We start from the raw sequence: 20,728 nt of genomic DNA on the forward strand, positions 1-20,728 counted from the left end.
GATTAGTCAGCCTTTCAGGTATGAGATCACCTTCAACACTAGATTGCAATTATGCCTTCTTCTTAACTGCCACACCAATAATCTGAGGACTGACAATTACTGGAACATTTGCCCGAAAATGCTGGTAATCGACTCGCTCAAATCCTGCATTTTCTAATGCGACCCAAGTTTCGCGATTGGGATGACAACCATCGCCCAGAACTGTCCAGACAGGCTGTATCCAGTTTTGAATTCGTCGCAGTCCCGTTCTCCGTGGTGCAGCTACGTGTTCGAGAAAGAAAAATTGTCCGTCTGGTTTAAGTACCCGAAGAATTTCTTGCAGTACAGAAGATAGATTCTCTACCGAACACAAAACTAGCGTGCTGACTACCGCATCAATGCTATTGTCTTCAGCATCCAATCGTTCGGCAGTTCCACTTTTGATGTTAATGTCTAATCCCAGTCGCTCTGCTTCTTGCTGAAGATAGGGATACATATATGAGTTAGGCTCAACTCCAGTCCAATGAATATCGCTTGGATAGTAACGCAGATTAGGTCCAGTACCAGGTCCAATCTCTAGGACATTGCCGTGCAGATCGGCAAACAGTTCACGCTTGCGATCGCTCATTTCTGCTTCATATTTAGCATTACCATGAGCCAATAGCCAAGCAAAGAACCGTTGATACCAGCCTGGAGTAGATGTAGTAGCAGATTTGATGTTTATTTCTTTACTCATAGAATTTAGTTAGCTTACTCTACACTCAATTTGAGGATGTACGCTTAGTTGATGAAAGTTGTCTGCTTACAAACCAAACGATTAACGGCGGGATTATTAACCACTGAAGCACTGGTGATAAACCAGTTCCCAAAAAGGGTAATGTTGGCATAATATCCTCATATTGCCATCTGTTCAGAATTCCTGTGGCTAGGGCTTCAAAAATTATTGTTATGACAATTCCTACCAAGATAAAAATACTAACTTGCCACCAGTTGGGTTGAAGAATCCAGCGACGCGACTTCGATAGAACTGCTACAGTTCCAAAAGCAGCAAGTGAAATTCCCACATCTCCTACAGTAGCCAGAGTACAATTGTTGACTACATCTGTGCAGGTAAACTCAGGTGAAACTTTAAAAAAAGGCATTTGCTGCATTTCCCACAAGAAATTAAGCAGAAAAGAGAAAATAGCAACATTTAATTCGGGTAAGTTAAGCCAACTCATAGAATCAATGTTATTCAACCTCCTGGAACTGCATCTAAATAAAAGCGATCGCTTATCAAATACTTAGTACGCCAAGGAGCATGATGGCAAGATAAACTAAGTAAATGCTGTCAAGAGCTAATATCTGCCCTGCCAAAGCTGACAATACCAGTAACTAACTATCGGGCAACGTCTGAGAGTCTTCTGGCAGAGTCTTTACTAAAGAGGAACAATGACCGTTTGGTAAAGCAAAAATACCTGTCAAGAAGCTTAACAAAACTATTGCTGCAATCGCATTGCTGAAGCTTTCAAAGATTTTTTTCCGCTTTGCCTCACGTCTTTTTTTCTTCTGAATCTGCTTTGCTGCTTGCTCGATAAATTCTGGTGAGATATTAGCTTCTGCTCCAATTTGTACTAATTCGGCTATCGAATAGTTCTGTTCGTGTTGAACCTGAAGTTTTGCAGCCAGAGCGAAAATTTCTGATGTGTATTCTTGAGGAATTTGTCGATCTAGTTTAGTCATAATAAATAGTTATCACTAATTGAATTTAAGTTTTATTTAGAAAAATAAATTCTTGAATTTCCTGTTTTATCTAGGCTTTTTTATTTAAAAGCTGCAAATCGTGCCACGATTCAGTTAAATGTCAGTGGCAATGCCGTGTAAGTCACCGAAAATTAGCGTAATGTTACTAGGCGCGATCGCTACATTGATTCTTGTACCAATTACCATCCCTACGTCCGCACTACTAAGCATTAATCATCAAATTGCCCATCATGCCCAAATCCTCGTGGTCGAGAACATGACAGTGATACACGGTTTTACCTGTAAAATCTCTAAAGGGAATGCGAATGCGAACAGTTTCACCTCTAGGCACTAGCACCGTATCTCGCCAAGCCAGTAATGATTCTGGCTGTCCGTTACGACTAATTACTTGAAAAGCATTATTGTGAACGTGGAAGGGATGATCCATCATTCCCGTATTAGTGATTTCCCAATCTTCTACTGTATCTAGTTGTACTTGAGTATCGAGGCGATCGTGATTATAAGCTTCACCATTGATTAGAAAAGCCATGCCCACGGCGGGATTCATGCCATGATTGAGTTCAAAGCTTCTTACTGTCTGAGGTTCTGGCAAGGCAGAAATTGAAGCAAGTTGGGTTGGGATTGAAAGAGACTGTCCTTGGTCTTCGTAGCTAATCGTTACTAAAACTATGGGTTCATCGCGGTTGTTTCTGCCCATCATGCCACCACCCATCATACCCATACCACCGCGATCGTAAGGTAAGTTTAGTAAGCGGTATTGCCCAGGTTGGCGATCGCCTTTAATTAAAACTTCGGCTCGTTGTCCTGGTATCAGTAGTAATTCGTTAACTTCTATAGGTTCGTTTAACGCACCTCCGTCAGTAGCAATTTGATAAAAAGAATGATTTTCTAAAGAGAGTCGATAAAAACGGGAAGGAGAGGCATTAAGAATCCGCAAGCGCAATAATCTTTGTTCGGGTAAAGAAAGACTGGGATTTACTTGTCCGTTAGCGGTAATTATGTCACCTTCTCTTCCCATCATCAGGGACATATGCGCTGAATTGATTAGTCTGCCATTATTATCCACAGCAAAGTCTTGCAGTACCAAAAACTCTTCTTTTGCTGCTTTAACTTCGGGAATTTCATCTAACTGACCACGCACGATAAACAAACCTGCCAAACCACCAAATAATTGTTCGGCAACTAAACCATGCAGGTGGGGATGATACCAAAACGTTCCCGCTGGATGATTGGGTGGTATCTGAAATTCGTAAGTTAGTTTTTCTCCTGGTTTGATATGAAGAAAAACATTATCCGCATTACCCGTAACGGGAATGTGCAAGCCGTGATAATGAATATTAGTCGGTTGAGAGAGATTATTAGTAAAGTGAAGGCGAACCTTATCTCCTGGTTGGGCTTCCAGGCGAGGTGCGGGGACTTGTCCGTTATAGGTTAATAAATATGCTTGTCTCCCAGCCAAATTTACGGGATTTTCTTTAGCTATAATGTCTAACTCTAATAACCCATCTCGACTCTGATAGACACCGAATGCACTAGCAGATGAAGAGGGTAAAGGTTGACTAGAAATAGTTTCTTGACCTAACCAATGACCTACTAAAGCTGTCCCTACACCAGCAGCACCTAATGCAATAAACTGGCGACGGTTAATTTTAACCATGATTAATTTAAACTACTTTTTCTTAGTAAGATTGATATTCCTTAAATACTTCGACTTCTCCCCGCTCGTTAAACGCCAAAATTTGAAATGGTTGCTTGATATCTCTAGCTTCCATTCCTGGTGTACCGATGGGCATTCCTGGTACGGTTAAACCAGCTAGTTCGGGTTGTGCCGATAGAAAACGTTTAATATCATCGGCGGGAATGTGTCCTTCCATTACATACCCATCAATAATAGTTGTATGACAAGATGCTAGTTCAGTCGGCAACTTGTATTTTTGCTTTAAGGCTGCCATATCCTCGGTCTTAATATCTTTGACTTTAAAACCATGCTTTTGAGCGTGTTCGATCCATTCTCCACAACAGCCACAATTCGGACTACGATATACGGTCATTTCTGTCGTTCCTGCATAGGAGGGTTCGGTTTCTTTGTCCCAAACGCTAGTTAGAGTAGCTGTGTTGGTATCGTTAGCGATCGCACTATTGTTACTGATACTTTTACCTTGAGCCGAAGTCAAATAAATTGTTCCTCCAATCACAGAGGCGATCGCCATTGAAGTTATAGTTATTTTAGATACGAGTTTTGACATGATGAATTAAGCTGATAAATGATCGTGTATTAGATTTCGAGCTTAAACTCTCTAGTTAGCTGAAGAGTCCAGTAAATTTATATAAATTTATATAAAAGTGGGGCGGGGACGAGTAATGTGAATTTCCCATAAAGCTTTGGCGTTAGCTAACATTTCCCGTAATAAATAGGGAATCATTCCTCTCAGCCCATAAATTTCTCGATCTGGCGTTCCCAAACCAACTGCGTTTACTCCTAACTGATGACAAGTGTAGACAGCACGAGGTAAATGATAGTTTTGGGTAATCACTACTGCTTGATGTACGTCAAAGACTTTATGAGCGCGGTAACAACTCCATTGGTCACAAATTAAGCTTAAAAAGTCCTTATCAACTGGGTTTAAGAGCTAAACGAGAAAAAGAAATTATTTACGCGATTCTTTATTTCTCTTGACTTTCTTCTTTCTTTAACTTGTGACCAATGTTATGGTTATGACTCAACCGATACTTTCGGCGGCTCGTTAAGATGAAAGTTTTTCTCCAGGTCGGTTGATGCGTGTTTGGGAATCAGCCACTTGCCAAACTTAGCATAAAGGGCAGGAATCACCAATAAAGTTAAGACTGTGGAGGTAAATAAACCACCCAACACCACAATCGCCAAGGGTTGTAGAATTTCATTTCCCGCTCCACTAGCGATCGCCAAAGGTAGCATCCCCAAAGCTGAGGTGAGGGCGGTCATCAAGATCGCGTTTACTCGGTCTAGAGAACCGTTGACGATCGCATCTTTAAAGTCCATTCCTTGAGCAAACTTATTGTTGTAATTGTCTACCAATAATAAGCCATTGCGAACAGCAACCCCAAACAGAGTAATAAACCCAATTAAAGAAGCAATCGAAATCACCCCACCACTCAAGGCAATGGAGACAATGCCACCCACTAAAGCCAAAGGTAAATTGAGCATAATCGCGATCGTAGCAGGAAGAGATTTCACTGAGAAAAACATTAAGATAGCGATGACAATCGCTGCTAGGATACTAAACACCAGTAGGTTATTAGTAGCACGTTGCTCCGATTCAAACTGTCCGCCGTATTGAATAAAGTAGCCCTGGGGTAACTGTACCTTTTGGCGAATAGTCCCTTGAATATCCTCCACTACACTACCCAAGTCACGCTCGGCAACATTGGCGGAAACCACGATTAAGCGCGATACATCCTCCCGATTGACCACGTTTGCTCCCATGCCATAGGTTACTTCAGCAACGGTACTGAGGGGAATAATTTCTCCCGTGGGAGTAGAGATAGGAATAGCACCAATGGCATCGAGGTTGTTGCGAGCCGATTCCTGTAATCCCACAGTAATATCAATTAACTGTTGATTTTCTGCTACCTGGGAAACTACCCGACCGTTTAGAGCCGTTTCTACCACAGCCGAAATTGCCTCCATACTCAAACCATAATTAGCTGCTGCCCCTCGGTCGTACTGAATTTGTACCTGACGGATCGGCAGTTGGGGTTCGAGTTGCAAATCCACCACTCCTTCAATGGGTTCGATAGCATCGCGCACCTGTTCGCCAATTTGACGCAGTTCGCCGAGATCGGGACCAAAAATTTTAATGGCGATCGCACTTCTGACTCCAGACAACACTTCATCCATACGGTGGGAAATAAACCCGCCAATATTCGGGACAACACCTGGTAACTTCAAAAATGTCTCCCGCAGTTGCTTTACGCTGGCTTCGCGGTCTTTGAGGGCAAGGTCGCTGAGTTCCACATCAACGTGTGCCATACTTACTCCTGCCCCATCGGCATCGCCAGGAGCGCGTCCTGCCCGCACCTGCGCCCACTCATATAGGGGATTGTCCTTGAGGGAATTAGACAGTGCCATTCCTGCCCGATTCGTCATGTCTAGCGAAACTCCTGGAAACAACACCATGGAGTTAACCATCGATTTTTCCTGAAATTCGGGTAAGAAGACTCGTCCCAAGGAAGGAACGAGCGTCAAAGCAGCAACCAAGGCAGCTAGGGATAGACCGAGAATTAGTTGGGGCAAGCGCAGCGACAGGTTGAGCAGGGGGCGATACAAGCGTTCTGCCCAGCGCGAAACAAAAGTCCCTTCCTGCGGTAGGGTTTGATTAGCCAGCAGAATCGCACAGAGGGCGGGGGAAAGGGTCATGGCAACCAGGGTAGAAGCAGCAATTGAGAGCAAATAAGCCAACCCCATCGGCGCAAAAATCCGTCCTTCTACGCCCGTCAAACTAAAAATCGGGGCAAACACTACAATGATAATCACCGTGGAAAAAATCACTGCCAACCGCACTTCCACCGAGGTGTCATACACCACTCGAAAAGGATGCTTGGGATTGCCCTGTGCCTGGTTGGTACGGAGTCCGCGATAGCAGTTCTCCATATCGACAATTGAGTCATCCACCACCGAACCGATGGCAACCACTAATCCTCCTAACGTCATGGTATTAATTCCCAAACCAAACGCTTTCATGAACATTAAGCCAATCAACAGCGACAGGGGAATCGCACTCAGGGTAATGGCTGCGGTGCGCCAATTCATCAAAAATAGCAGCATGATCGCCGAAACGATGATTATACCTTCAATTAGAGAAGTGCTGACGTTGCCAATGGCAGAATCAATAAAATTGGACTGGCGAAACGTCCTAGTCACTTGAACGTCGGCGGGAAATGTCGGCTGTAGCGATCTCATCACCGCTTCTACTGCTTTGGTGACAGTAGGAGTATCTACATCGGGCTGTTTGTTGATCATCATCACTACCGCAGGTTGCCCGTTAAAGCTGGCATCACCGCGTTTGAGTGCCGACCCCGTTTTGACCTCCGCTACGTCTTTGAGCAAAATAGGTTTACTATTTTGTACCTTCACCACCGATTGTTGTAAATCTTCAATGGATTGCACTTGCCCCATGCCCCGTACCAATAGCTCTTGTCCCCCGCCAATTAAGAAGCCACCAGGAGCATTGGAATTTGCGCCCTTAGCTGCATCGGTTACTTCAGTGAGGGAAACATTGAGCGATCGCAGTTGGGCTGGATCGACTAATACCTGTTCTTGGCGTTCATCACCTCCATAAATTGTGACTTGAGAGACTCCTGGCACAGAGAGAATTTGATTACTAAAAGTAGCTTCCACCAAACGGCGTAAATCCATCAAGGAAGTTTGCCCTTGCCCGTTGAAGGTGAAGGCATATTGTAAAATCGTACCTAACGGGGATACCAAAGGGGAAATTTCAGGGGTATGAGTGCCTTCAGGCAGTTTTGTCACTTGTTGTAACTTTTCTGTGACAGATTGTCTGGCTCGGTAAATGTCTGCATTTTGGTCAAACACCACCTGCACCATTGATAATCCAACTTTAGAAGAGGATCTTACGGTAGTCACTCCAGGTAAACCATTAACGGCACTTTCAATGGGGACGGTAATTTGAGATTCCACTTCTTCAGGAGCAAGTCCAGGGGATTCGGTTTGAATATCGACTTGGGGCGGGGCAAATTCGGGAAAAACATCTAAAGGCATCTGGGTGACGCTGAAAACTCCCCATACCGTTACTAAAATCGCTCCGACCACAATTAACCAGCGTTGGGCGATGGAATTTTTGAGAATTTGATTCAAAATTGAGTTAAGCATTTTAAATTAGAACCCTCCTCTCTTGCTAGTTTGATTAGACAAAGAACGTTTCTTTTTGCCCCTGTCTCCTCTAAGAGCGATCGCTCCAAATCCTCCGATTACCAGTACCGCTCCTCCACCAATGACAGCAAATAATCCTAAAGGCAATTTACCCGACTCGACGAGATTGCCCGCATTATCATGGCTATGGGGAATTCCTTGAGCATCTGCTTGAGCATGAGCGTTATTGGTTTGGGGCGAGATAATTGGCTCTGGACTCGCCTTGGTTTTCTTTGATTCGGCATAAAGGGACAAACCGCCTTTGGTAACAAGATTTTCCCCCACCGTCAAACCTTGAGTCACTTCAACTAATTCTCCCTGAGTTGTCCCAGTCGTTACTTCTACGGGTTCATAAAAATCGTTATACTTCACAAAAACTAACTGTTGACCATCTGCATCTACTAAAGCGGTAACGGGTATTATCACGGCAGAACTACCATCTGAGGCTGAAGCAATCGGCTCGACTATAATGCCCAACATTTGGTCGGTTTCAGCCTTAACTGGTACGCGCCCAATCCCCCCTTCTGATTGGAATTCGTCTCCATGCCCAACGTGAGCTAACACGATGGTAGGCGTACTAATAGCTAAAGCAACAGACAGAATAGAACTAACAAGTCGAACGGGTTTCATTGTTTTCAGGATTCGCTCTAAAATTGAGTTACGCATTTTATTTAGTTTTCTTTGATTCAGCATAAAGAGATAAACCGCCTTGGGTTACGAGATTCTCCCCCACCGTCAAACCCTGAGTCACTTCGATCAGTTCCCCTTGAGTTGCCCCAGTGGTAACTGTCACTGGCTCGTAAAAATCATTATTTTTCACAAAAACTACCTGTTGACCATCGGCATCCACCAACGCTGTAACGGGAATCATCACGGCAGAACTACCATCTGAGGCTGAAGCAATCGGCTCGACTACAATGCCCAACATTTGGTCGGTTTCAGCCTTAACCTGTACGCGCCCAATCCCTCCTTCTGATTGGAATTCGTCTCCATGCCCAACGTGAGCTAACACGATGGTAGGCGCACCAACTACTAAACCGACAGCAATAATAGAACTAATAATTTGCATGGGTTTCATACTATCTCCTCATCAAAACTTCAGGTTGAACAAAAATCCTCTCCAGGTTGCCACAGGAGAGATGAAATTCAGGTGAACTGGCAGTGACTTTGGTAGAATTAGTTGCGTAGTTGAGGTGTCAGGCACAATGCGAGTTTTACTGGTGGAAGATGAAGAAGATTTAGCACTGGCAATTAAGCAAGTCCTGATCGGCGAGAAATATGTAGTAGACTGGGTGTCAGATGGAATTCAAGCCTGGGACTGTTTGGAATACCAGTGGACGGATTACACCGTAGCGATTATCGATTGGCTACTCCCCGAACTGTCAGGGCTAAAGCTATGCCAGCTACTTAGAGCGCACCAGAATCCTTTACCCGTGCTGATGCTCACTGCCTTGGGTCAACCTGAAAACCGCGTAACTGGACTGGATGCGGGGGCAGATGATTACTTAGTCAAACCGTTTGTCATGGAAGAATTACTGGCGCGGTTGAGAGCTTTGCAAAGGCGATCTCCCCAATTTATGCCCCCAACCCTGACCATCGGCGAATTTTCCCTAGATTATGCTAATAATGCCCTGAGTGTTGGCTCGAATTCACCGTCTCATACAATTCCTCTAACTAATAAAGAATTTCAAATCTTGGCATATCTGATGCAAAACCCCAACCGCATCATTCCAGGTAGCAAAATTCGGCATCAACTTTGGGAGCTTGAAGAAGAACCCATCAGTAATGTAGTGGCAGCCCAAATGCGATTGCTGCGTCGTAAGTTAGCCAGCTATGGCTGCGACTGTCCCATTGAAACAATTCCCAGTCAAGGTTATCGCTTCAATTCATGCCGATGAACGGTCATCACTTATTTCGCCGTAGCCGTATCCGTTTGGCACTCTGGTATGCCTTCGTGATGGGAGCGATTTTAAGTTTGTCTGGGTTGGGGATGTATCGGGCAATGGTTCGGGTAAAATGGACATCTCTAGAACGGGAAATCGAGTCGATCGCGGGAACGCTGCACGATAGCTTAGAACCTATGTTACCCGTCTCAGAAGCCCCCACGCCAGTTTTGCAGCAGATTTTTCCTGACTTGTGTTTGACTGGGCAATTTTGTAACCTCAAACCCACCCTAATTCCACGACATACCATCGGCATCGGCGATCGCGACCTTTACTATCTTCGTCTGTTCGACCATTACGGTAAACTGTTGGCTTTTTCTCCCAATCAACCTGCACAACTGCCCCAAACTCTCAATTCTGCTCAGTGGCAAACATTTAATGTTGAGGGTATTCGCTATCACCAGTTCACCATTACCCTACATAGTGCCAATACCCATCATCTTGCCACTGGGAATAGCTCCCATCCATCCTGGGGCTATCTGCAAATTGGACGAACCTTAGAAACCTATGATTCTGAGGTAAGACAAATACAATTGATTTTGGCATTTGGATTGCCCATTGCTCTGGGCTTGGTTGCCGTCTCCAGTTGGTATCTTGCGGGGTTAGCGATGCAACCGATTTATCAATCTTATCAACAACAGCAACAGTTCACTGCCAATGCTGCCCACGAACTGCGATCGCCCTTAGCTAGTCTTCTGGCAACAGTGGAGGCAATCTTACGGCTGCCACCAGGACATCAACAGGATGTCCCCTCAATGCTTCAGAGGGTCGAGCGACAGGGACGACGCTTGAGCCACTTAATCGCCGACTTACTCTTGCTTGTCAGCTTGGAGCAGAATTCCTCCCCAAAACCATTTCAGCCTTGCTGCTTGAATGATTTAATTGCCGATCTAACCGAGGAATTAGCGGAACTGGCAACAGCCTCAAACATTCACTTGACCAGTCAAGTTCCCCATTTCGAGATTTATGTTTTAGGTAATGAATCACAACTTTATCGTTTAGTCTCTAATTTGATTGCCAATGCCATTCAGTACACCTCTACTGGAGGTTATGTGCAAGTAAGTTTGTCCCAGAGCGATCATAATGCTATCCTCGCGATCGAGGATACTGGGATGGGAATTTCATCGACCGAACAAAGCCTAATTTTTGAACGCTTCTATCGCGTGAATAGCGATCGCTCCCGCCAAACTGGTGGCACGGGATTGGGGCTGGCAATTGCCAGTGCGATCGCCCATCGTCATCAAGGGCATTTAAAAGTTAACAGCGAACTAGGTAAGGGCAGTGTCTTCACCATCTATCTTCCCTGTATTCATTGACCCAAGGTATATAACCAAAATGCAGCTTGAATGGTCAGTTGACTATTGAAGGTTCGCACGCTATCTGGAAATGGCGGGATTTAAAGACATCAAAGTGGAACGGAAGATGATGAAGCCTATTTCGACGGTGTACGTACAAGGAAGAAATGTTCAATAGGGATGACAACAAAAGACAGTACACGAAAATGCACCAATATTAGTGGCAGCTTAATGAACTCATAAAAAAGTAGGATGGGGACGAGTAAGATAAATGTCCGACAGTGCTTTCACGTTAGCTAACATTTCTCGTAATAAATAGGGAATCATTCCTCGCAGTCCATAAATCTCTCGATCTGGCGTTCCCAAACCAACTGCGTTTACTCCTAACTGACGACAAGTGTAGACAGCGCGAGGTAAATGATAATTTTGGGTAATCACCACCGCTCGATGCACGTCAAAAACCTGATGGGCGCGGTAACAACTCTCATAGGTGCTAAAACCTGCATAATCTAGAGTAATATCTTGAGTCGGTACGTCCAAATCGTGGGCAAATCGTTTCATTGCCATAACTTCATTGTAGGAAATCATACTATTATCCCCCGTCATTAGCAGCTTGTGAATGCGCCCGTTCTGATATAGTTCCACCGCAGATTCTACTCGGTCAGCTAACATGGGGCTAGGAGTTCCATCGGCTGACAAGCCCGCACCAAATACGATAGCGACATCTTCGTGAGGAATTTGAGCCGATGACCTATAGCGATCGCTACTGGTAGCTAAATTAATATAACCAGTCGAAATTATGGGTATTAAACACGTACCGATTACTAACCATAACAGCAGCGATCGCAGCCGATAAAATATTTTTGCTAATACATTCTGTTTTCTTCTTCTCAAATTAAATTTTCGACGTTTATTTCTCAAACCATTAAAATCAGATATCTTTTTTAAAGTCACTATGTAACTCTTTTATTTTCAAAAAAAATGTTAGTCAAAATACTCTGTAAATAAAGTTAATTATTTATAGTGGCATTGTTATGACGTAAATTTCGGATAACATTTGTCGTCAGTTAAACAATCTAGCTTTTGTATTGCTGATAAAGTTTTTCTAACTCTGTTGATTCGAGTTCACAATCGATTCCGCTTATACATCTTCCTTTGCTTGGTGTTACGGATTGAATTCCTTGTTGAAAAACTGCGGTCAGAAATGCAATAAAATTGCTTAATCGGCTAAATTGAGGCTGTGTTGAAAGAAATGATTCAGTCACTTTCATTGGTGGTAATTTTGTCCCGTTAGCGCAATAGATAATTGGGTTGTTTGGCTCTAGGCGCATCATGCAGTAAATTGTCTTCTTGCCCTCCATCAAGATAAAAATAGGCAGTAAATCGATTTGGCATCTGCCGAGTTTTAAGTGGCGATGTCCTGCGAGGGAATATTCTAAAGGCAAGAATTTGGTCATAATAAGGCGATTTTCTAATATGGTACGTACTTCATTCTCTCGACCAGTTAATTCTCCATCCCATTTACCTTTGAGCCTAAGTAGTTTCTCTCCTAAGTTCAACTTTCCTGGTTTACCAGATAACCCATTGTGCTATTGATATAGAAGAAAAGCATCTTGAGGTAGCGTCCAAGTAAATGAAGCGACTTGCCTCTCAATTTCAATATGGGTTAATCCAAGCTGTAAACGACTGGTAATTTTAGGAACAGATTCAGCTAGTATAAGATTAAAACGGTCAAGTGTTTCGGGTAGTGCGGACATAATGATCGCGAAGAAGTCAGAAATTAGCTTACTCAATTAAGACGAAAAAAGCATTTAGTTTGTGACAGCTAATAATTCTAATTATCTTCTGTAGTTAAAGTTTAGCTATGCTGGTGGCGATGATGAATATCTGGCAAATGAAAGTGAGTGTGTAACATTGCTTCGTGTTCGTGCCAGTGAGAATGTAGCAGTGAAACCAATCCCTCTGGATGGTTATGGGTGTGATGCTCATCGTCATGACGATGCAGGTGTTGATGAGCGATCGCTGAATGCTCGTGTTGGTGGTTATGTTGGTCTTGAAATAGTGCAAATAAAGAACCTATCTTTAGTACCAAAGCTATCTGCTGAAACAGAGTGATTTTTTCTCCTAAAATCAAAGCTGCAAACAGAATTCCAAATAAAGGAGCAGAGGAAAAGAGCATTTGAGAGCGAGTTGCCCCCAAACTCTGGGCTGAAGTTATATAAAGAACGATACTAATTCCATAGGCTAGTATTCCTATACCTAATGCAATGAAAATATTAACGACAGAAGTAGTAGAAGGTTGGATTAATATACCTAAAGAGAGATTAACACTTCCTGCTACTATTCCTTTATAAAATGTACTTTGTGCAGGACTTATGCCATCGATTAGTGCTGTTAAATGGTTGTCTAAACCCCAAGCAATACAAGCAATAGTTACCAACAAACCCGCTTCAATACCTGCTACTCCCTCACCTACAGATAATAAAATCGCAGCGAAAACACAGCCAGCTACACCAAGCCAACCAATTCGTCCTAAATGGTCTTGAAAAAAACAATAACCTAAAATTGCTGTAGCTATTAATTCTAAATTTAACCAGAGAGAAACAGAAGCAGAAGAAGCAAATTGAAGTCCTAATAAAAGAAATATCGGTGCTAGAATTCCGCCAAAAATAATAGCCCCCAAAAGATATAATCGATTTTTATTTGATAGTTGACTAGGTAGTCTAACTTCTCTTTTTTTTACTAATAGGGGTATAACTCCGATTGCTGCTCCTAAATAAAGTAATCCAGCTAACTGAATCGGAGCAAAAGAGTTTAGCAATACTTTACTAGCAGGAGTTGCCGAGCCAAATAAGGCTGCTGAGATTAAAGCTAATAAAATAGGTAATTGTTTGTTCATAATTTTCAAAGTTTTCAACTACAAATATTATTTGATTTATATTTTTCCCAGAACCAAAAACTTAACATCCCTAAAAAAATTAGTCCCATAACACCAGCCATTGGATTATTATCAATCCCAGTAATTAAAGGAGAAACTTTTTCTGTATAATTCAAGAGTTTACCCACATTAAATATATAATATCCCCAAACTAAACCTCCATGTAATCCAATACAAATTCCTAATCTATTGGAATTTACTGATTTTGCCAAAACTAAAGTTAATCCTAATAAAACCAAGGCGGGGAATTGAGGAAATGTTCTTATAATTTCTTCAATGGGTTTTAGAAAGTGCAATATGGCATAAATAATTCCATTGAATAACGCGCTATTTATCGTAGAATAATCTCGTTTTAATTCCTCTAACAACCAACCCCTAAAGAATAGTTCCTCTGCCAAAGCAATTCCTAATGAACTTAGTAGTCCCTCAAAAACTATCCGCGTTAAATTTTCAGATGAGTTAAGAAGACTCACCCATCCTAAACTTGCTTCTAAAATAAATAAACCAAAAATTAATAACAGTCCAGTACTTAATCCATTTAATAATTCAATAGCATTTTTTTTATTAAAGTTAAATCCATAAGTTTGCCACCATTTTTTGACATTATAAATAGTTTTATGCCAAAAAAATAATAAGCAAACAAACTCTAGATAAAGTACACCCATGATGACAATTATGGTTAAATTTTTGTCATTATTAAGTAATGAAGAAAGGGGAATTGCTACGGGAATCCATAAAATTAAGAGAAAAAATAAAAAAATTATCAGCCTTAATGGTGCTGGATAACTAGCAATGTTGGTAAAGTTAACTTTCAAAATTTCTAATTTGAGATAAGGTTTCAGTTAATAAGTAGAGTTGGAGAAAAATTAATAGTGTTGCCTGTTCTCTCTATCAAAACTAACTAAAAGAAAGCAACTATCTCTCAACAAGAAAAAGGCACTTATCAGCATAAAAATCACAACTAATAAACTAGCTGCCGTATCTGCCCAAAGCCAGTTTAAATATAAAATAGCTATTGCTGCTACAAGTAATCCAAACGAACTTACACCATCGGCGATCGCATGAAAAAATACGCCTCGCACGTTCAAATTATGGTGACTTTCTTCGTAAAGCAAACTGGCATTTATCCCTTTAACTAAAAGCCCCAATGCTGATATTGCTAACATTGGTAAACCAGTTTCAGATGCAGAAGCCTGAAAATTATGCGTAATTCCCCACAGAATCGAACCTGCTACTGCTAAGAGAATCAAGCCGTTCAGCAAGGCAGCTACAGCCTAAATTTGCTGAGGTTTTAGTAGTAACTTAGTTTGAGTAGAATCTTCAACTAACCAAGCAGCAACTAGAGCAATAGCGATCGCAATTAAATCGACAAAAAGATGACCAGATAAAGCGATTAGGGATAAACTATGTACTCGAAATCCCGTAATTAACTCAGCTAAAAATAATCCGCTTCGCAGACATAAAACAATCCATAATAATTTCAGTGTTTGAGTTTTAGATTCTTCTAAAGGTATTTTCTTATAGCGATCGCTCTTGATTGGTATCATTAGCTATTCTCGTAAGTCATCTAAAATAATTTTTATCTCTTCTATTTGCTCGGTATTACCCTGCTGTTGATAGAGGTTTAAAGCTTGTTTGAAAGCGGTAATAGCTTCTCCATTACGTTGTCTTTCTCTCAATGCCAGTCCCAGATGGTAATAGGATTGAGCATCTTGAGGATCGAGAGCGATCGCTTGACGGTGTTCCACGATCGCCATTAGGTAATCTTGCTGTTCTAAGAGAATATCGGCGATCGCTTTTCTGGCTGCAACAAGATCGGGTTCTCGGCTTGCTGTTTTACGATACTCGGCTAACGCTGCCTCTGTATTACCTTCTAACTGAAGAATTTTGCCGATTTGAAAATGAATTTTGCCATCTTCAGGATTAAACTCGGCAGCCTGTTCAAAAGCTGCTATGGCTTTAGGGATATTGTTTAGATTCAACCAAGCAATTCCCAATTCAAGTTGAATTGCACTGTCAGAGAGAGCAAGTTCGGCTGCTCGCTGTAAAACTTTGATCGCCTTGGTAAACTGTCCTTTCTGGAGAAAAATTGTCCCCATCGTGCGATAAGCAAGGAGATTATCTGGTGCGAGGGTAGTTACTCGTAAAAAAGCATCCAATGCACCATCGTAGTTTTGTTGGCGTAGCAGCACCACTCCCAAACCTAAATGAGCATTTACCAGATTCGGATCGAGTTTGATGGTTTGATTGTAAGCATTGGCAGCTTCAGCATGAGCTTGAGAACTAGCGAGGCTATATGCCAGTCCGTAATAAAAATAAGCATTGTCACTTTCTAGAGCGATCGCTTTTTGGAAAGCATTGACTGCTGCGGGAAAGTTACCTCGAACCGCTTGTAAATAACCGATTGCCGAAAAGACTTGCGGATTTTCTCGTTCTAAACTAATTACGTGCTGGTAAGCATTCAAAGCCTCAGCTAGTTTACCCTGTTCTACCAATTCTTTGCCTTGACTTAAAAGCCGATTGACTTCTAGATCTGCTTGCCATTGTTCTAATGTCTCATTAGCTGAATGAGCATTAACAGGTAAAATTACCCCGACTATTCCATTTAAGAGAACGAGCTTAAATATTAGTAGTTTCACCTGCATTAGTTGTTTTCGATTAACGAGGGATAATTTTAGAGGTAAAGATAAAAGAGGATGCATAAGTGATTCGATCGATGTTGTTTTTCGTCCTAGCTGGACTCTGCGAAATTGGTGGGGGTTATTTGGTCTGGCTATGGTTGCGAGAAGGAAAGAGTATTTGGCTAGCACTAATCGGAGTGGCGATCCTGGGTTTATATGGCGCAGTTCCAACACTACAACCCACTGACTTTGGGCGTGCCTATGCAGCATATGGTGGTGTTTTTATTGTGCTGTCTATCTCATGGGGCTGGCTGATCGATCGGATTAGACCTGATAAATTCGATCTGCTGGGTGGTTGGATTATATTACTAGGAGTGTTAGTCATGATGTATGCTCCCAGAAACTAACGAAAGTTTATCAACAGTCTAATGTCCGTGTTCGGAACTATTTTTAAAATGGCGATCGCCCTGATAGCCAGATAAATCTGCTAATTCGGCTAAAGTTTTTTCTCCTTGATACTGTTTCCCCTTGATTTCCCAAGTGGGAAAACCTTGAATATTCGCTTTCATACAAAGGTCAGTTTGGGAATTTTCTCCCTGGGGATGGCACTCAATATAATTCAATTGGGCTGCTGCATCTTTACCAAATAACTGTTTTTGATTCTGACAATGAGGACAGGTAAAAGCCCCATACATTTTTGCATCAATTTGCTTTAAATGTTGTGCTAGACCAAGTTCCGCAGCACCAGAAGTAGTAGAAATAGCATAGCCATCGGTAGTTTCAACACGAGGATTATTGATATTGGCATACACCCCCAGCGTTCCCACTAAAACAACGACCGCGACGATTACCCCCGAAAACAAAAGTTGTCCGATATCTTCCCAATCGCGACCGATAATCGACAAAATAAACAGACATACTGAAAACACAGCCGAGGCAATACAGTAAATACAAACAGCTTTGATGACAAAGGCAAGAAGATACATTAGATAGCTGCTAAACACCGCCATTGCCGTCCCTCCCAGAAACAGCAATAAACCCGTCCACTGTTCGATACTGGCGCGTAGTTTCTTTTTCTTCGGAGAAGTTAGGCACAAAGGCGCGATCGCAAAGATAATCATGCTCAAATAGCCTAAAAAACCAAATAGAGTTAAGGGTAAACCAAAAACAGTGGCATAGGGACTCGATAGCACGACATCGCAGCCACCTGTAGGACAAGCTGCCGTTCCTTCAGTTAATTTGACTACTGTTAAATAACCCGTCCCTACTGCGCCAATAGTAGCTATTCCCGCGATTAAAGGACGCGACCATCGATAAATCCAGGGAGTAGAACCTCTTCGTCTCATGAAAAACCTCACATTATCTTTTTTTAATCGATTTATACTCTAAGCCAATCCCAGGCTAGGCTTCAGTTAACTTTCAAAACCCTGGTGGCATTGAGAATTGCCATCAGTGCTACCCCTACATCGGCAAACACAGCTTCCCAAAGAGTTGCGATTCCTATTGCTCCGAGTAAAATAAATAGTCCCTTAACTGCCATTGCCAGGATGATATTTTGCCAGACAATAGTGTGAGTTTTACGAGCTATACTTATTGCTTCAGCTACCTTAGAAGGAGCATCGGTCATTAATACCACATCGGCAGTTTCAATTGCTGCATCCGAACCCAACGCTCCCATTGCCATCCCTACATCAACTCTAGCTATTACGGGTGCATCGTTAATTCCATCGCCGACAAATGCTACCTTACTTTTTTTATCAGTTTTACGAAGATACTGCTCGATCGCTTTTACTTTGTCTTCTGGCAGTAATTCGGCTTTGTAGGCATCTAAACCGAGTTTATCGGCAACGTTCTGAGCCACAACTCGATTATCTCCCGTTAACATCACGGTTTCATTTACCCCCGCTTTTTTCAATCGGGCGATCGCCATAGCTGCATCTTCTTTAATTCTGTCGGCAATTAAGATATATCCTGCATATTTACCGTCTATTGCCAAATGAACTACCGTACCTTCAACATTACAGGTATCGTGTTCTATCTGTTCTCTATGTAACAGGCGATCATTTCCTGCCAAGACTGACATTCCTCTAACCTTGGCACTAATACCGTGTCCTGGTATTTCCTCATAGTCGGTGACATCAAATTTATTAATCGCACCATCATAAGCTTCCATAATCGATCGCGCTACGGGATGATTAGATTGAGATTCAGCGATCGCAGCAAAGGTTAGTAATTCTGTTTCGCTATAATCGTTATAAGGAGTTACCTGAGTTACTTGAAATACTCCTTCGGTTAACGTTCCAGTCTTATCAAAAATTACCGTTTTGACATCGGTTAAGGCATCGAGGAAAGTCGAACCTTTAACTAAAATTCCTCTTTTAGCTGCACCACCAACTCCACCAAAATAACCCAGGGGAATACTGATAACTAATCCGCAGGGACAGGAAATAACTAATAAAACCAACGCTCGATAAACCCACTGTTGGCTAGTCGCACCAGGAATGAATAAGGGCGGCAAGATGGCAACTGCTAGAGAGAGCAAAACTACGATGGGGGTGTAATAACGGGCAAAGCGAGTAATAAATTTTTCTGTCGGGGCTTTTTTACTGCTAGCGTTTTCTACTAAATCTAGAATTTTAGCGATGGACGATTCGGCAAACAGTTTGGTAACTCGAACCGTTAAACTACCCGTTTGGTTAATTACACCTGCTAAAATTGTTTCTCCTTTTCTGACGGTTCGGGGTATAGATTCACCTGTAAGTGCGGAAGTATCTACCTGGGAATTACCCGATAGTATCTCCCCGTCTAAAGGAACTTTCTCCCCTGGCTTAATAACGATCGTATCTCCCACTTCAACTTTTTCGGGGTCAACCTCTCTAACTACTCCATCAACGATTAGATTCGCCGTATCGGGGCGTACCTCTAGCAATGCCTTAATCGAACGACGCGATCGCCCGACGGCAAAGCCTTGAAACAATTCTCCTACCTGAAAAAACAGCATTACCGCTACAGCTTCGGGCAGTTCGTGAATGGCGATCGCCCCCAAGGTAGCAATGGTCATTAAGAAATTTTCATCAAAGATTTTACCCCGCAGAATATTCCGTCCCGCACTGGTTAACACACTCCAACCACTAATCAGATAGGCAGGAATCAAAACTGCATACTCCGCGATCACCCCAGGAGTATCGTGCAAAGGCTGGTTAAAAATTAATCCAATGAAAAATAGAACTAGAGAAATACCAAGGGGGACAATCTCTCGACGTAAATTGAACTCACCATGTTCGTGGCTGTGGTCATGACCTTGATGGTTATGATTTTCATGGGTCGCACAGCAACCAGCAGAATGTTTATCTGACATTATCTAAACATTTAAATAGATTTAATTATTGAACAATTGAATAGTTGTTCAGATAATATCCAAAAAAAAGTAATTTGACAACGAAAAAAAGAATTAAACTTCGTCTAAATGCTCGGCTACTTCCCGATAAAGATTAGCAATATGCGCGTCTGCCAAGCTGTAATAGACGTTACGACCTTCACGACGATGCTTAACCAGACGTAGATTTCGTAGCAGACGTAACTGGTGGGATACAGCAGATTCACTCATTTTAACTACTGCGGCTAAATCACAAACGCAAAGTTCAGCTTTGACTAACGCAGAGAGAAGTTTAAGCCGATGAGGGTCTGCCATTGCACCGAAAAACTGCGCCATTTGTTGTGCTTTTTCCGTTGTAACGATTTCAGATTGTACTTGACGCACTTGTTCTAGATGAACTAGGGAAGAATCACAAGTTAGTGCATCACCTTCTGAATAAACTGTTTTTTTTGATTTGTCAACTTTGTTCATTGTTTATACTTTAAACCCTATCAGTTTAGTTGCTTAGACAATACTGGGTTAATAAAGTTTTGAGTTTACTTCTTTGATAATGATACTCATTTTAAGCTTGAATGTCTATTCAGATGAACGACTATATCATTAAAAAACTAAAAAACTGTTGCCTTATTTGTATCACTTAAGTTTTCTATTTTTGCCCCAATTGAAACCTAAATTATTCGTTTGTCGGGCGGGGGTGCTAATCAAAAAAACCACATTTATCCCTCTACAAACCCCCACCTCTCCGCACTCACTCCCCACCCCACCCACCCCCAGAATTGTTGTTGTTATTAGAAGAAAAGAAAGGTTGGCTAAGGGGTGTTTTTTGTGTTAATTAGTTGAGTGTTTGGGGTTAGGTTTGTTGTTGTTATTTTTATTATTTAATTGGTAATTTTTATTTGTTTAATTTAGGTTTTTGATTAAATTT

Annotated in this window: 19 protein-coding genes and 3 pseudogenes; 3 read left to right on the forward strand and 19 right to left on the reverse strand. The window is 42.1% G+C overall.

Translation table 11 applies throughout. The features are described 5' to 3' along the window. Positions 1-49 precede the first annotated feature (49 nt). The 9 genes and pseudogenes from STA7437_RS24350 to STA7437_RS24390 form a co-directional block, all read right to left on the reverse strand. Positions 50-715 carry a class I SAM-dependent methyltransferase gene (locus tag STA7437_RS24350; protein WP_015195753.1) on the reverse strand — a complete coding sequence of 222 codons (666 nt, stop codon included), beginning with the start codon at positions 713-715 and terminating at the stop codon, positions 50-52. 25 nt (positions 716-740) lie between these two features. Then, positions 741-1,199, reverse strand: coding sequence for a hypothetical protein (locus tag STA7437_RS24355; protein WP_015195754.1), 459 nt, complete (start codon positions 1,197-1,199; stop codon positions 741-743). 154 nt (positions 1,200-1,353) lie between these two features. Continuing rightward, positions 1,354-1,701 carry a hypothetical protein gene (locus STA7437_RS24360; RefSeq protein ID WP_015195755.1) on the reverse strand — a complete coding sequence of 116 codons (348 nt, stop codon included), beginning with the start codon at positions 1,699-1,701 and terminating at the stop codon, positions 1,354-1,356. A gap of 223 nt (positions 1,702-1,924) precedes the next feature. Then, entirely contained in the window at positions 1,925-3,379 is a 1,455-nt protein-coding gene (locus tag STA7437_RS24365) for a multicopper oxidase family protein (protein WP_015195756.1), read from the reverse strand. A gap of 22 nt (positions 3,380-3,401) precedes the next feature. Further along, a complete protein-coding gene (locus STA7437_RS24370) occupies positions 3,402-3,968 on the reverse strand; it encodes a DUF411 domain-containing protein (protein ID WP_041620677.1) in 567 nt (188 codons plus the stop codon). Positions 3,969-4,055: 87 nt separating this feature from the next. Next, positions 4,056-4,301: pseudogene (locus tag STA7437_RS24375) on the reverse strand (SanA/YdcF family protein); the annotation flags it as partial. 134 nt (positions 4,302-4,435) lie between these two features. After that, complete coding sequence (locus tag STA7437_RS24380; protein ID WP_015195758.1) at positions 4,436-7,591, reverse strand: CusA/CzcA family heavy metal efflux RND transporter; 3,156 nt, start codon at positions 7,589-7,591, stop codon at positions 4,436-4,438. A 6-nt stretch (positions 7,592-7,597) separates the two neighbouring features. Further along, positions 7,598-8,260, reverse strand: coding sequence for an efflux RND transporter periplasmic adaptor subunit (locus STA7437_RS24385; RefSeq protein WP_041620706.1), 663 nt, complete (start codon positions 8,258-8,260; stop codon positions 7,598-7,600). A 40-nt stretch (positions 8,261-8,300) separates the two neighbouring features. Beyond that, positions 8,301-8,708 (reverse strand): annotated as a pseudogene (locus STA7437_RS24390) (cobalt transporter); the annotation flags it as partial. A gap of 127 nt (positions 8,709-8,835) precedes the next feature. Between STA7437_RS24390 and rppA the strand changes: the two are divergent. Beyond that, positions 8,836-9,528, forward strand: coding sequence for a two-component system response regulator RppA (gene rppA, locus STA7437_RS24395; protein ID WP_015195761.1), 693 nt, complete (start codon positions 8,836-8,838; stop codon positions 9,526-9,528). Continuing rightward, the gene (gene rppB, locus STA7437_RS24400; protein ID WP_015195762.1) at positions 9,525-10,889 is read left to right on the forward strand and encodes a two-component system sensor histidine kinase RppB; all 1,365 of its coding nucleotides are present in this window, start codon (positions 9,525-9,527) and stop codon (positions 10,887-10,889) included. Before rppA ends, rppB begins: the two co-directional genes overlap by 4 nt. Positions 10,890-11,105: 216 nt before the next feature. On the opposite strand, the gene STA7437_RS24405 is transcribed toward rppB, so the two are convergent. The 7 genes and pseudogenes from STA7437_RS24405 to STA7437_RS24430 all read right to left on the reverse strand — a co-directional run bounded on the left by STA7437_RS24405 (position 11,106) and on the right by STA7437_RS24430 (position 16,451). Continuing rightward, positions 11,106-11,762, reverse strand: coding sequence for a SanA/YdcF family protein (locus STA7437_RS24405; RefSeq protein WP_041620708.1), 657 nt, complete (start codon positions 11,760-11,762; stop codon positions 11,106-11,108). A 182-nt stretch (positions 11,763-11,944) separates the two neighbouring features. Further along, positions 11,945-12,427: a hypothetical protein gene (locus tag STA7437_RS24410; RefSeq protein ID WP_041620679.1), complete on the reverse strand. Its 483-nt coding sequence runs from the start codon at positions 12,425-12,427 to the stop codon at positions 11,945-11,947. 30 nt (positions 12,428-12,457) lie between these two features. Further along, positions 12,458-12,625 (reverse strand): hypothetical protein, encoded by a 168-nt coding sequence (locus STA7437_RS26750; protein ID WP_015195764.1) that lies wholly within the window; start codon positions 12,623-12,625, stop codon positions 12,458-12,460. Positions 12,626-12,726: 101 nt separating this feature from the next. Then, positions 12,727-13,767 carry a DMT family transporter gene (locus tag STA7437_RS24415; protein WP_015195765.1) on the reverse strand — a complete coding sequence of 347 codons (1,041 nt, stop codon included), beginning with the start codon at positions 13,765-13,767 and terminating at the stop codon, positions 12,727-12,729. A gap of 14 nt (positions 13,768-13,781) precedes the next feature. Beyond that, entirely contained in the window at positions 13,782-14,621 is an 840-nt protein-coding gene (locus tag STA7437_RS24420) for a CPBP family intramembrane glutamic endopeptidase (RefSeq protein WP_015195766.1), read from the reverse strand. A 51-nt stretch (positions 14,622-14,672) separates the two neighbouring features. Then, positions 14,673-15,353: pseudogene (locus tag STA7437_RS27295) on the reverse strand (cation diffusion facilitator family transporter). Positions 15,354-15,356: 3 nt separating this feature from the next. Beyond that, positions 15,357-16,451, reverse strand: coding sequence for a tetratricopeptide repeat protein (locus tag STA7437_RS24430; RefSeq protein WP_171815495.1), 1,095 nt, complete (start codon positions 16,449-16,451; stop codon positions 15,357-15,359). 71 nt (positions 16,452-16,522) lie between these two features. Here STA7437_RS24430 and STA7437_RS24435 point away from each other — a divergent pair, with 71 nt between their 5' ends. Beyond that, entirely contained in the window at positions 16,523-16,834 is a 312-nt protein-coding gene (locus STA7437_RS24435) for a YnfA family protein (protein ID WP_015195768.1), read from the forward strand. A gap of 18 nt (positions 16,835-16,852) precedes the next feature. On the opposite strand, the gene STA7437_RS24440 is transcribed toward STA7437_RS24435, so the two are convergent. The 3 genes from STA7437_RS24440 to STA7437_RS24450 all read right to left on the reverse strand — a co-directional run bounded on the left by STA7437_RS24440 (position 16,853) and on the right by STA7437_RS24450 (position 20,274). Then, positions 16,853-17,773, reverse strand: coding sequence for a vitamin K epoxide reductase family protein (locus tag STA7437_RS24440; RefSeq protein ID WP_015195769.1), 921 nt, complete (start codon positions 17,771-17,773; stop codon positions 16,853-16,855). A 62-nt stretch (positions 17,774-17,835) separates the two neighbouring features. Next, on the reverse strand, positions 17,836-19,785 hold the full coding sequence (locus tag STA7437_RS24445; RefSeq protein ID WP_015195770.1) for a heavy metal translocating P-type ATPase: 1,950 nt from the start codon (positions 19,783-19,785) through the stop codon (positions 17,836-17,838). A gap of 93 nt (positions 19,786-19,878) precedes the next feature. Continuing rightward, entirely contained in the window at positions 19,879-20,274 is a 396-nt protein-coding gene (locus STA7437_RS24450; RefSeq protein WP_015195771.1) for an ArsR/SmtB family transcription factor, read from the reverse strand. Positions 20,275-20,728: the final 454 nt, after the last annotated feature.

It is taken from the genome of Stanieria cyanosphaera PCC 7437 (assembly GCF_000317575.1).
GTDB classification, from domain to species: domain Bacteria; phylum Cyanobacteriota; class Cyanobacteriia; order Cyanobacteriales; family Xenococcaceae; genus Stanieria; species Stanieria cyanosphaera.